The 11,949-nt window shown below is 73.3% G+C and carries 14 protein-coding genes; 9 read left to right on the forward strand and 5 right to left on the reverse strand.

Going from position 1 to position 11,949, the window contains the following annotated elements:
* The coding region (locus ACWJ6R_RS18930; RefSeq protein ID WP_449063493.1) for a hypothetical protein at positions 1-845 on the forward strand (845 nt) is incomplete at its 5' end.
* Positions 846-1,051: 206 nt separating this feature from the next.
* Entirely contained in the window at positions 1,052-1,945 is an 894-nt protein-coding gene (locus ACWJ6R_RS18935; RefSeq protein ID WP_449063494.1) for a hypothetical protein, read from the forward strand.
* 80 nt (positions 1,946-2,025) lie between these two features.
* On the opposite strand, the gene pcrA is transcribed toward ACWJ6R_RS18935, so the two are convergent.
* Positions 2,026-4,245: a DNA helicase PcrA gene (pcrA, locus tag ACWJ6R_RS18940; protein WP_449063506.1), complete on the reverse strand. Its 2,220-nt coding sequence runs from the start codon at positions 4,243-4,245 to the stop codon at positions 2,026-2,028.
* Between the two features lie 243 nt (positions 4,246-4,488).
* On the opposite strand from pcrA, the gene ACWJ6R_RS18945 reads away from it, so the two are divergent.
* Both ACWJ6R_RS18945 and ACWJ6R_RS18950 read left to right on the forward strand, forming a co-directional pair.
* On the forward strand, positions 4,489-5,208 hold the full coding sequence (locus tag ACWJ6R_RS18945) for a PIG-L deacetylase family protein (RefSeq protein WP_449063495.1): 720 nt from the start codon (positions 4,489-4,491) through the stop codon (positions 5,206-5,208).
* Between the two features lie 125 nt (positions 5,209-5,333).
* Positions 5,334-6,077 (forward strand): ABC transporter permease, encoded by a 744-nt coding sequence (locus ACWJ6R_RS18950; protein WP_449063496.1) that lies wholly within the window; start codon positions 5,334-5,336, stop codon positions 6,075-6,077.
* A 68-nt stretch (positions 6,078-6,145) separates the two neighbouring features.
* Here ACWJ6R_RS18950 and ACWJ6R_RS18955 read toward each other — a convergent pair whose 3' ends face one another.
* Both ACWJ6R_RS18955 and ACWJ6R_RS18960 read right to left on the reverse strand, forming a co-directional pair.
* Positions 6,146-7,039 carry a CPBP family glutamic-type intramembrane protease gene (locus tag ACWJ6R_RS18955; RefSeq protein ID WP_449063497.1) on the reverse strand — a complete coding sequence of 298 codons (894 nt, stop codon included), beginning with the start codon at positions 7,037-7,039 and terminating at the stop codon, positions 6,146-6,148.
* Between the two features lie 72 nt (positions 7,040-7,111).
* Complete coding sequence (locus ACWJ6R_RS18960; protein WP_449063498.1) at positions 7,112-7,372, reverse strand: WhiB family transcriptional regulator; 261 nt, start codon at positions 7,370-7,372, stop codon at positions 7,112-7,114.
* 269 nt (positions 7,373-7,641) lie between these two features.
* Here ACWJ6R_RS18960 and ACWJ6R_RS18965 point away from each other — a divergent pair, with 269 nt between their 5' ends.
* From ACWJ6R_RS18965 to ACWJ6R_RS18975, 3 genes are read left to right on the forward strand one after another with little or no spacing between them, the layout of a single operon-like run.
* On the forward strand, positions 7,642-8,187 hold the full coding sequence (locus ACWJ6R_RS18965) for a PAS domain-containing protein (protein ID WP_449063499.1): 546 nt from the start codon (positions 7,642-7,644) through the stop codon (positions 8,185-8,187).
* Positions 8,184-8,648, forward strand: a complete 465-nt coding sequence (locus ACWJ6R_RS18970; protein ID WP_449063500.1) for a hypothetical protein — start codon at positions 8,184-8,186, stop codon at positions 8,646-8,648. The genes ACWJ6R_RS18965 and ACWJ6R_RS18970 overlap by 4 nt, the downstream gene beginning before the upstream one ends.
* Positions 8,612-9,019, forward strand: coding sequence for a hypothetical protein (locus ACWJ6R_RS18975; RefSeq protein WP_449063501.1), 408 nt, complete (start codon positions 8,612-8,614; stop codon positions 9,017-9,019). Before ACWJ6R_RS18970 ends, ACWJ6R_RS18975 begins: the two co-directional genes overlap by 37 nt.
* Positions 9,020-9,122: 103 nt before the next feature.
* Here the strand turns inward: ACWJ6R_RS18975 and ACWJ6R_RS18980 are convergent, their stop codons facing one another.
* The gene (locus ACWJ6R_RS18980) at positions 9,123-9,761 is read right to left on the reverse strand and encodes a response regulator (protein WP_449063502.1); all 639 of its coding nucleotides are present in this window, start codon (positions 9,759-9,761) and stop codon (positions 9,123-9,125) included.
* Positions 9,762-9,837: 76 nt separating this feature from the next.
* A complete protein-coding gene (locus ACWJ6R_RS18985; RefSeq protein WP_449063503.1) occupies positions 9,838-11,115 on the reverse strand; it encodes an ATP-binding protein in 1,278 nt (425 codons plus the stop codon).
* A gap of 300 nt (positions 11,116-11,415) precedes the next feature.
* Between ACWJ6R_RS18985 and ACWJ6R_RS18990 the strand changes: the two genes are divergently transcribed.
* Positions 11,416-11,682: a PspC domain-containing protein gene (locus ACWJ6R_RS18990; RefSeq protein ID WP_449063504.1), complete on the forward strand. Its 267-nt coding sequence runs from the start codon at positions 11,416-11,418 to the stop codon at positions 11,680-11,682.
* Entirely contained in the window at positions 11,655-11,864 is a 210-nt protein-coding gene (locus ACWJ6R_RS18995) for a hypothetical protein (protein WP_449063505.1), read from the forward strand. The genes ACWJ6R_RS18990 and ACWJ6R_RS18995 overlap by 28 nt, the downstream gene beginning before the upstream one ends.
* Positions 11,865-11,949: the final 85 nt, after the last annotated feature.

Below are 11,949 nucleotides of genomic sequence, written 5' to 3' on the forward strand. Positions count from 1 at the left end.
CGGTCCGGGCCTCCGGAGCCGCCGGGGGCGCCCCGGCGACGCAGGCGGCGGGGGCGGCGCAGGGGGCGCCGTCGCCCGTGACGGCGTTGAAGCGGCGGTTCGTCGAGCACACGGGGCTGCGGATCTCCGACGTCGGGCGGGTCTACCGGGACGGCAAGGCGGTGGTCACCATCTGGCGCAGGGGCAGGGTGGAGTTCAATGCCTCGGGGGTGTACGCCACGGACACGACGGGGCGCACGGAGGCAGGGCGCGGGGCGATCCGGGAGTTCGAGGGACTGACCGGGCAGCGGCTCGGCTCGACCCGGGTGATCTGCTTCCCGAACGAGGCATACCTGTCCGGGCCCGGATATGAGACCTGGCTGCCCGAGGGCAAGAGCTGGCTCGGGCTGATCGGCCCGGCGAACATCAAGCAGACCGCGGCGCTGCCGCAGATCGTGAACGTCTTCGAGCCGGCCACCCTGGCCGCCCTGCTCTCCCACAGCGCGGTGAAGCGGAGACTGTCCTCCGGCACGTACCACCAGGGCGCCGTGACGCTGCGCACGCTCTACCGGGTCTCCCCCTCCTTCCGCGACCGGCTCGCCGGGCCGCCGAAGGGGCCGAGCGCGAAGATCACGATCGGCTTCCGGCTCTGGCTGGACCGCTCGAACCTGGCGCGCCGCCTGACCACCACCTGGAAGCAGCCCGTACCCGGCACGCCGAAGCGGCCTACGGTCACGGTCGCGGACACCCGCTACACCGCCTGGGGATCGGACGTGACGCTGGCGCCCCCGCCGCCGGAGGACACCGCCGACGCGGGGCGGGTCGGCGGCGACTTCTCCCCTCCACCGACGCTGCCGGTCGGCTGATGGGAGCTACCGACCCGCCGACCGCCCGACCGGTTCTCTCCGCCCCCGACCCGCCGACCGCCCGACCGGGCCGCGGCGTTCTGCACGGAATATGCATCATCAATTCGGCATATGCCATATTTAATGAGACTTTATTGTGATCTAGCTTCGGAAGGATGTCCGGGTCCCTCCCGAACGGGGTGGAGGGAATACACGGGAGAATCCACTTGAAGCGTTTCATCGCCGGTCTGGCCTGTACGGCAGCAGCAGGCCTGGCCGTTCCCACGCTCGCCTCGGCCGCCCACGCGCAGGCGCCCGCCGACCCCCTCGCCGCGCTGCAGAGCAAGCTCGGCGCCGGCCGCGGGGTGAGCTTCTCCGACAGCCTGAAGCTGGCCGCGGGCAAGGAGCGCACGGTCGTCATCACCCGCAAGGGCGTGCTGCAGTTCGACGGTTCCGGAGTCGTCGCCTCCGACCACACCAGCCGGCCCCGGATCAAGTCCGGTGACCTCGACGAGCTCGTGGTCGCCGGTCAGAACTCATACGACGAGAACTCCAAGGCGTTCGCCAAGGCGCTCAACGGTATCGCCAAGCCCGAGCGCACCGTCCGCGTGAAGAACGTCTCCTACATCTCCGGCGGCATGTTCGGCGAGTTCCTGCCCGAGGGCAAGAAGTGGATCCGCTACCCCGGCTCCATCAACGGCGTCCTCGACAGCCTCGGCGGGCTGCAGCCCCAGCTCGTGAACGCCGCCGAACCCGGCACCCTCAAGGCCCTGCTCGCGCACGCGGTCAAGCAGCCGGGGGGCTACACCGGGAAGATCAGCCTGGGTGAGCTGCACAAGGTCTCGCCGTGGTTCCGGGCCTCGATGCCGCTCAAGCCGACCGGCGCCCAGGCGGAGCAGGTGCTGAGCTGGAGGCTGTCCGTCGGCTCCGACGGGCTCCCCACCCGGCTGACGAGCACCTACGTCGGCGGGCCGAACTCCTCCTCCATCACGATGGAGACCGACTACACCGGCTGGGGCTCCAAGGTCTCGGTGAAGGCCCCGTCGGCCGACGAGGTCGTCGCCTTCGAGGACCTCGACCTGGACGCGGCCGAGGTGCCGGTCCCGCTGCTCGCCAAGTGATCCCGGCCCGCCCGTCACCGGCCGATCGGCCGGTGACGGGCGGACGCCGTGTCCGGGGACACCGCTCCGGCCGGGAACCGCTAGAGCTTCTCCAGCGGCGCGTAGGCCAGCATCAGGGTCTTGGCCCCGCCGCTGCCGAAGTCGACCTTCGCCTTGTCGCCGTCGACCGAGACGACCGTGCCCAGGCCGTACTGGTCATGGGTGACGCGGTCCCCCGGTGCGAGGTCGGGGATCTTCCGGCCGCCGGGCTTGCGGGCGGGGGCCGTGCGGGAGGGCTCGCGGCGGGTCGCGGCGGTCCAGGCGTTCTTCTTCGGGTCGCTGCGCCAGTCGACCAGCTCGGACGGGATCTCGGAGACGAAGCGGGAGGCCGGGTTGAACGACGGGGAACCCCACGAGCTGCGGACCGCCGCCCGCGAGACGTACAGGCGCTGCTCGGCGCGGGTGATGCCGACGTAGGCCAGGCGGCGCTCCTCCTCCAGCTCCTTCGGCTCGCCGAGGGAGCGCATGTGCGGGAAGACGCCGTCCTCCATGCCGGTGAGGAAGACCACCGGGAACTCCAGGCCCTTGGCCGTGTGCAGGGTCATCAGCGTGACCACGCCCTGCCCGCCGTCCTCGGCCGGGATCTGGTCGGCGTCGGCCACCAGCGAGACCTGCTCCAGGAACTCCACCAGCGTGCCCTCGGGGTTGGCCTCCTCGAACTCCGAGGCCACCGAGACCAGCTCGTCCAGGTTCTCCAGGCGGCTCTCGTCCTGCGGATCGTCGGAGTTCTCCAGCTCCGCCCGGTAGCCGGTGGTCACCAGGATCTCCCGGGCCAGCGCCGACGGCGGCATGCCCTCGGCCTTGACCGACAGGTCGTCCAGGAGCGCGACGAAGTCCCTGATCGCCTTGAGCGAGCGGGTGGCCATGCCCGGCGCCTCGTCCGCCCGCCGCAGCGCGTCGGCGAACGGGATGCGCTCGCGCGCCGCGAACGCCTCCACCATCGCCTCGGCCCGGTCCCCGATGCCGCGCTTGGGCACGTTGAGGATGCGGCGCAGCGAGACCACGTCACCGGGGTTGGCCAGCACCCGCAGGTAGGCCAGCAGATCGCGGACCTCCTTGCGCTCGTAGAAGCGCACCCCGCCCACCACCTTGTACGGCAGACCGGTCCGGATGAACGTCTCCTCGAAGACGCGGGAGGCGGCGTTGGTCCGGTAGAACACGGCCACCTGGCCGGGGACCACGCCCTCGGTGTCGGTGAGCCGGTCGACCTCCTGCGCGACGAACATGGCCTCGTCGTGCTCGTCGTCGGCGACGTAGCCGACGATCTTCGGCCCGGCGCCCTGGTCGGACCAGAGGTTCTTGGGCTTGCGGCTCTCGTTGCGCGAGATCACCGCGTTGGCCGCGGACAGGATCGTCTGGGTGGAGCGGTAGTTCTGCTCCAGCAGGATCGTCTTCGCGTCCGGGTAGTCGCGCTCGAACTCCAGGATGTTGCGGATCGTCGCGCCCCGGAAGGCGTAGATCGACTGGTCGGCGTCACCGACCACGCACAGCTCGGCCGGGGCGATGCCGGACGTGCCCTCCCGGACCAGGTCGCCGTCGGCGGTGCGCAGCTCGGGGCGGCCGACGAGCTCCCTGATCAGGGTGTACTGGGCGTGGTTGGTGTCCTGGTACTCGTCGACCATGACGTGCCGCCAGCGGCGGCGGTAGTGCTCGGCCACGTCGGGGAAGATCTGCAGCAGCGTGACCGTCAGCATGATGAGGTCGTCGAAGTCCATCGCGCCGGCCTCGGTCAGCCGCTGCTGGTAGAGCTTGTAGGCCTCGGCGAGGGTGCGCTCCATGTGCGTGGCCGCCTGGGCCGCCGCGGTCTCGTAGTCGACCAGCTCGTTCTTGAAGTTGCTGACCTGCGCGGAGAAGGAGCGCGGCGGATAGCGCTTGGGGTCGAGGTCCATCTCCCGGCAGACCATGGCCATGAGCCGCTGGGCGTCGGCCTGATCGTAGATGGAGAAGCCGGAGGGGAAGCCCAGCCGCTTGGCCTCGCGCCGCAGGATCCGCACGCACGCGCTGTGGAAGGTCATCACCCACATCGCCGCGGAGCGGGGCCCGACCAGCCGGTCGACCCGCTCCTTCATCTCCTTGGCGGCCTTGTTCGTGAAGGTGATCGCCAGGATCTCCTGCGGATGCGCGCCCCGCTCGGCCAGCAGGTAGGCGACGCGGTGCGTCAGCACCCGCGTCTTGCCCGAACCGGCGCCCGCCACGATGAGCAGCGGGCTGCCGTGGTGCACGACGGCCTCGCGCTGCTGGGGGTTGAGCCCGTCGAGCAGCGGGTGGGTCAGGGAATCGGCTGGGATCGGCACCTCCCTAGGTTAAGGCGGCCCACCGACAACCGGGTCCACGCCCGGGTGAGGACCACCGGGGACGGGCCGCCACCACGACCGGCCGAGGGGCGCACGGGCGGTCGTCACGGCCGGATGAGGAATGCCGGGGGGCGCACGGGCGGTTGTCACGGTCGGGCGGGACGCCGATCACGGTGCCGGCCGGAGGAACCGAGAGCAGGAAGGGCCCATATGCTCCCCGAGAACGAGATCAGCCGGGTGCTCGCGGTGACCGCGCACCCGGACGACGTCGATTTCGCCGCCGCGGCGACCATCGCGCGGTTCACCGACCGGAGCGTCGAGGTGGTCTACTGCGTCGTGACCGACGGCGACGCGGGCGGTTCCGACCGCGAGCTGGACAACGACGGCATGGCCGAGCTCCGCCGGGCCGAGCAGCGCGACGCCGCGGAGATCGTGGGCGTGCGGGACGTGCGGTTCCTCGGCCACCGCGACGGGACCGTGGAGCAGAGCCTGGACCTGCGGCGCGACATCACCCGGGTCATCCGCCAGGTCCGCCCCGACCTGGTGATCACCCACACCCCCGAGCGCAACTACTCCTTCATCGCCCCCAGCCACCCCGACCACCGGGCCGTCGGCGGGGCCGCCCTGGACGCCGTCTACCCCGACGCCCGCAACCCCTACGCCTTCCCCGAGCTGCTGCTGGACGAAGGGCTCGCGGCCTGGACGGTCCGCGAGGTCTGGCTGAACGGGCACGAGACGCCGGACCACTACGTGGACGTCACCGAGACCTTCGAGCGCAAGCTCGCGGCGCTGCGCGCGCACAAGAGCCAGACCGGCCACGTCCAGGGCCTGGAGGACGCCCTCCGGGAGCGTTTCGCCCTCATGGCGCAGCACGCAGGGTTCGGCGCCGACCGCTACGCCGAGCCTTTCAAGCGGGTCGTCACCACCTGACGGTGCCCCGTCCCCCGCCCCGCCGCCCTCCCCCGTCCTCTCCCCGGTGGGCCTGTCCGATCCCCCGGTAGGTCTGTCCGATGCCCATCCGATCGGCCGCCCACCGGTAGGCCATGCTCTTGCACGTGAGCATCATCGCCCCGTCCCCGGCCACCGCCGCCGTCGTCGTCCTCCTCGCCCTGACGGGCGCCGCCGTCGCCCTGCTCGGCCGTCTGGGGCACGACCGGGCCGTGCTCACCGCATGCCTGCGCGCCGCCGTGCAGCTCGGCGCGGTCTCCCTGGTCATCGTGTGGGCCGTCGAGCGGCCCGCGGCGGCGGGAGCCTTCGTCCTGGTCATGTACGGCGTGGCGAGCCTGACGGCGGGACGCCGGATCACCTCCGGGGCGGCCGCCTGGTGGGCGGCGGTACCCGTCGGGGCCGGGACCCTGCCGGTCTTCCTGCTGCTGGCCGGCACCGGGACCGTCCCGCCGGAGGGCCTCGCGCTGATCCCGGTCGCGGGCATCCTGCTGGGCGGCTGCCTGACGGCCACCGCGCTGGCCGGGCGGCGCGCGGCCGACGAGCTGATTCAGCGCCGCGGCGAGGTCGAGGCGGCGCTCTCGCTGGGCTTCTCCGGCCGGGACGCGGCACTGGAGATCTGCCGTCCGGCGGCGGCCCAGGCGCTGGTGCCCGCCCTGGACCAGACCAGGACCGTGGGCCTGGTCACCCTGCCGGGCGCGTTCGTCGGCATGCTGCTCGGCGGGGCCGACCCCCTGCACGCCGGCGTGGTCCAGCTCGTCGTCCTGGTCGCGCTGCTGGCCGCCGAGGCGGTGGCCGTACTGGTCACGGTCGAGCTGGTGGCCCGGGGGCGCTTCTCTCCCGCCTCCGGGTAGCGCCTCACCGGGCGGGCGGTTCCCGGCTCGCATGCGGCGGTGCCGTACGGCTCGCGGCCGGCGGCGTCTCACCGGGGCGGCGGCTCCCCGGGGGCGATCCGGGCGAACAGGTAGCCCAGCGAGTTGGTGGCGACGTGGAGCAGGGCGGGGGCCGCGAGACCGCCCCGGCGGCGCAGCCCGCAGAAGAGCACCCCCGCGATCCCGGTGGAGACCACCGAACCGGCCACCACCCGGGCCGTGTCCGCCGCGGGCGGCCTCGGAGCGGACGGTCCCGCAGAACCCGCAGAACCCGCTGAACCCGGCAAGCCCGCCGAACCCGTTGAACCTCGCGGACCCGTTGAACTCAGCGGACCCGCGGGACCTCGCGGACCCGTTGAACTCGGCGGACCCGCGGGACCCTCCGGAACGCCAGGGGACTCCGGTGCGGGGGTCCCCGGTGCGCTCCCGCCGGGCGCCTCGCCCGAGGCCAGGGCGCTCAACGCGGGGTTGGCCGCGGCCATGTCGATCGCCGGGAGCACGTGCCAGAGCCCGAACAGGACCGAGGAGGCGGCGACGGCCGCCGACGTCCCGTGAGAGCGGGCGAGCAGGCCGTACAGCACCCCTCGGAAGCCGACCTCCTCCAGCAGGACCGTGCCGACCGGGACCTGGATCAGGGCCTCCTCCAGCGCGCGGGCGCGGGACAGGGACAGGGCCCGCTCGTCGCGGAAGAAACGGCGGGTGGCGGGGATCGCGATGCCCGCGCTGTAGGCCGCGGCGACGGCGGCGGCGAGCGCCCCGCCGATCCGCAGGCCGCGGCGGCCCTCGGCGAAGCCCAGTTCGGTCCAGGAGAGGCCGGACCGGCGGGCCAGGACCAGCAGCGCGCCGGTGGCCGCGGCGGAGGTCAGCGGCGCCAGGCGCGGCGCCACGCGGTTGTTGAGCACGTTGGCCGCCGCCAGCACCGCCACCGCCCCGGCCAGCGTCACCGCCGCGGGTCCCCGTTCACCGCGTGCATCCCGTCCCCTCTCGCTCCGGGTCCGACCCTACGCGCCGGCCGGTCAGCCCGCGGCGCGCCGCCACCCCGGCGGGAACCGCAGTCCGCGCCGCTCCCCCACGGTGAGTCCACCCCAGATCCCCTCCGGCTCCCCCGCCCGTACGGCGTAGGCCCGGCAGTCGGCCAGCACCGGACATCCGGCACAGACCGCCTTGGCCCGTTCCTCCTGCTCGGGTGAGGGCGCCACCGGGAAGAACAGCTCGGGGTCGCTCTCCCGGCAGGCGCCCCGTACGGCCCAGCCGATCCCGCGGACCGTCCTGCGCATCACTCACCTCCTGGTGGTCGCCGGCCCCCAGACTAGGTCGCCCTCAGGAGTGCGGCATCAGCCTTCCGGCGGATTCGCGGGTAGCCGCCACGGCGTCCCCCCGGTCCCTGTCTTCCCCGGCGGCCGGAGTATGACGTGCCTCACGAGGCCGGGGCTCAGCTCACCGGCTCACCGGCCGATCCTCAGGTGGCAGGCTTCCGGAGCATCGGCCGGGGGCGGGGCTTCCGGCGGACGGCCGGGAGCGGGTTCCCGGATGCGGAGGCAGCGGAATGCGAACCAGCGGGCTCCGGCCGACCGGGGTGGAGCGCACGTTCGACCCCGGCGAGATCATCGTCACCAAGACCGACCTGCAGGGGCGCATCACCTACGCCAACGACGTCTTCCTGCGGGTCTCCGCCTACTCCGAGGCCGAGACGCTGGGCCGACCGCACAACATGATCCGCCACCCGGACATGCCCCGCTGCGTCTTCGCCCTGCTCTGGGAGACCGTCAAGCAGGGACGGGAGATCTTCGCCTACATCGTGAACCTCGCCGGCGACGGCGCCCACTACTGGGTGTTCGCGCACGTCACCTCGAGCACGGACACCCGCGGGCAGGTCGTGGGCTACCACTCCAACCGGAGGGTCCCCGCCAGGAGCGTCCTGCGGCGGGTCGAACCGCTGTACGCGTCGCTGGTCGCCGAGGAGCGGCGCCACACGCGTCCCGCCGAGGCCGTCGCCGCGGGCACGGCGCTGCTGGAGCGGACCCTCCGGGAGCAGGACATGTCGTACGAGGAGTTCGTATGGTCGCTGGCCGGACAGGGGGTGGCACGATGATCGCCCTGCCGGGCAGGGAGAAGCGGGACGCCGCCGAGCGACCGGACTCCGCGGTCGTCGGCGAGGCCGTGGCCGAGATGCTGCGGGTGTGCAGGCTGGGTGCGGCCGGCGACTTCGAGGCCCGGGTCCGCCACGTCCCGGGCAGCGAGGACCACCCGGAGCTGGTCGAGCTCAGGAACGAGCTCAACCGCATGATCGACCGTATGGACGCCTTCGTCAGGGAGGCCGCGGCGTCCCTGCAGGCCGCCAGCGAGGGCCGCTTCCACCGGCAGTTCCTGCTGGAGGGCATGCCCGGTGCGTTCCGCACCAGCGCCGAGGCCATCAACGACGCCCGTGCGGCCATGGCCGAATCCGCGGCCGGGCCGCCGCGACCGGGCAGGCCAGGATGCGGCTCGCCGACGAGTTCGAATCGACGGTCATGTCGGTGGCCGAGCAGGTCGCCGCCGCCTCCACCGAGTTGAGCACCTCCGCGGCCAGCCTGGCCGCCTCGGCCTCCGCATCGGTGCGCGAGGCGGAGTCCGCTAAGGAGGCGGTCGGCTTGATGGAGGACTCCTCGAAGGAGATCCAGCAGGTCGCCTCGGCCCAGTCCGCGGCCAGGGAGGGCATCGGCGTCATCGAGACCATCGGCCGGACCGTCCGCGACATGGACGCCCTCGCCCACGCCATCGCCGCCGCCGTCGACGGCGGCGGCGGGACCCGGGGAGGCCGGGAGGCCGCGGAGACCGGGGGCACCGGAGGAGGCGGCCGCGCCGACTCCAGGGGGCTGGCGCGCACGGCCGAGCTACTCCGCTCCGAGGTCTCGCACTTCCTCGCCGTCATGCGGGAAGGCTGACCGGCCCCGGGACGGCTCCCACCGGTTCCGATCCCGGGGCGGACCCGGGGCCGGCGGAGCCGTCCGGGCCGCGGCCGCCCGGCGGTGGGGTCGGCGGAACCGGTCAGACCAGCCTGCGGGCGGTGGCCCAGCGGGAGAGCTCGTGGCGGTTGGAGAGCTGGAGCTTGCGCAGGACGGAGGAGACGTGGGTCTCCACGGTCTTGACCGAGATGAACAGCTCCTTGGCGATCTCCTTGTAGGCGTAGCCCCGGGCGATCAGCCGCAGGACCTCCCGCTCCCGCTGGGTCAGCGAGTCCAGCTCGGGGTCGATCGCCGGGGCCTCCGAGGAGGCGAAGGCGTCCAGCACGAACCCGGCCAGCCGCGGGGAGAAGACCGCGTCCCCCTCCGCCACCCGGCGGATCGCGTCGGTGAGCTCCCGGCCGCTGATGGTCTTGGTGACGTAGCCCCGGGCGCCGCCGCGGATCACGCCGATGACGTCCTCGGCCGCGTCGGAGACCGACAGCGCGAGGAAGCGGACCTGCGAGCCGGAGCCCAGAACCCGGCGGAGCACCTCCTGCCCGCCGCCGCCGGGCATGTGCACGTCGAGCAGGACCACGTCGGGCTGGAGCTCGGCGATCGTCCGCACCGCCGACTCCACGTCCTCGGCCTCCCCGATCACCTCCACCGCGTCGCCCAGCTCGGCGCGGACGCCGGACCGGAACAACCGGTGGTCGTCGACGATCAGAACCTTGATGGCGCCCATGTGCTCCCTCACCGCTCCTGGCTCGCTCCGCCCGGCCCCGGCTCCGGGACCCCCGGGGTTCCCGGCCGCACGCGGCTCACGAGCTCTCGATCTTCATGGTCAGCATGACTTCCGTACCCTCGCCCGGTTCGGTCCGCACGCGGGCGCTGCCTCCGTTGCGCTCCATCCTGCCGATGATCGACTGGCGGATGCCCAGCCGGTCCTCGGGCACCTCGCTCATGTCGAACCCGACACCCCGGTCCCGGACGAAGACCGTGACCTCCCCCGGCTCCACCTCCGCGTAGACGGAGACGACCGGCGACTCGGAGTATTTCGCAGCGTTGACCATCGCCTGCCGGGCCGCCTGCACCATCGCCGACAGCTCCGGCGTCAGCGGGCAGTCTCCCACGCAGACGACCTCGATCGGCACCCCGTGGGAGTCCTCCTCCTCGGCCGCGACCCGCCGCACCGCCGCGGCCACCGACGCGTCGGCGTCCTGCTGGGGCTGGTAGAGCCAGTTGCGCAGCTCGCGCTCCTGGGAGCGGGCCAGCCGCGCCACCTCACGGGAGTCGTGCGCGTTGCGCTGGATCAGCGTCAGCGTGTGCAGCACGGAGTCGTGCACGTGCGCGGCGAACTCCGCCCGCTCCTCCTGGCGGATGCGCTCGCGGCGCTCCCGCTGCAGCTCCTTCCACAGGCCCGCCAGCCAGGGGGCCGCGATGAGCGCGACGCCGCCCACGACCACGAGCGTGAACACGATGCCGGGGCGGGCCTGGCCCAGCTCGTCGTTGGCGGCGAGGAATCCGATCGCGCCGATGACGACGAGCACCAGGCCAGCGAACGTGCGTACCCGGCTCTTGCGCGCCTGACCGACGGTGGAGTCCATCCAGCGCTGCCGCCGGTCCGGGTCGGCCTGCTGCCACAGGATCAGCGAGCCGATGCCCCCGACCGCGATCGGCCACGCGCCGATCCCGCCCTTCGAGGCGCCGGTGAGCCAGCCGAGCGCCAGCAGCGCCAGGCCGATCGCGCCGTAGGCGGTGACCTGGCTCCAGTCCCGTGCGGGCTCCCTGCCCTCGTACGGCACGCGCGGGGTGAACATCCACAGTGCCGCGTACGCCACGGCGCCGATCCCGTCCAGCACGGTGAGCAGCACGAAGGCCAGCCGCAGCACCACGGGGTCGAGCCCGAGTTGGGCAGCGGCCCCCTGGGCCACCCCGGCCACCAGGCGTCCCTCCACCGGCCGCACGAGCCGGGGGAAGCCGGTCCCCCCCGGCCCCTCGGCGGCCGCGGGCACCGCGCCCTGGGCGCCCTGGACGTCCTGGGGTTGCGGGGATGTCGTGTCCGCGCCGGGTCCGCGCGTCGTCTGTCGGTCAGCCATCGGATTCCCGGCGCCCGCCGCCGGTCGTCCGGCCGGCGGCGGGCGCCGTCGCTCCTCTCGAGTAGAGCTCCCGCCGTTCCACCGGCCGGGGTCCGGCCGTCACCGGCCTCGGCCGGGGAGGGCGAGAGGCCGCTCCCCTGCGGGAGCGGAAGAACCACATCGCCAGCATCGTCACATGCCCGCGGCGTTCGGCGCATCGGGCGTCCCCCTGACCCGCCCCTGAGAAAGGACGCGCCCCTCGGGGACGACTCAGGGGTGTCCCGGATGCGGCCGGGTCCGCGCAGGGGCCACGATGAGAGCATGAACGACACCGGGAGCCCCCAGGACCCGGCGAGCACCTCGCCTGACTCGCCGTCCGCCGCCACCGCCGCCGGCTCCGCCGTGGGCGAGGGCACGGACGGGGAGCGGCGGCTCCGGCGCGACGACGAGGGCCGCATGCTGACCGGCGTCTGCTCGGGCCTGGGACACCACGCCGGCGTGGACCCGGTGCTGTTCCGGGCGGCTTCGCCATGCTGGTGCTCGCCTCGGGCGTCGGGATCATGCTCTACATCGCGGCCTTCCTGCTGATGCGGGAGCCGAACGGCGGCCCGGGGCATCTGGAGCAGTGGACCCGCCGCGACTTCGACGGTGAGACCGTCCTGGCCCTGCTGGCCGCGGTCTTCGCCTTCGGCCTGATCATCAACGTGAGCTCCGGGGGCTCGGCACTCCCAGCGTGGTGGCGGGCACCCTGTTCGCCGTCGCGCTTCTGACCGCCCACTCGCGCGGGGTCGACCTGCTGGCCCTGACCCGGTCCGTGCCCGAGCGGCTCCGCGGCGGCCGCCGGAGCGCCCCCGC

Source organism: Planomonospora algeriensis, assembly GCF_977012225.1.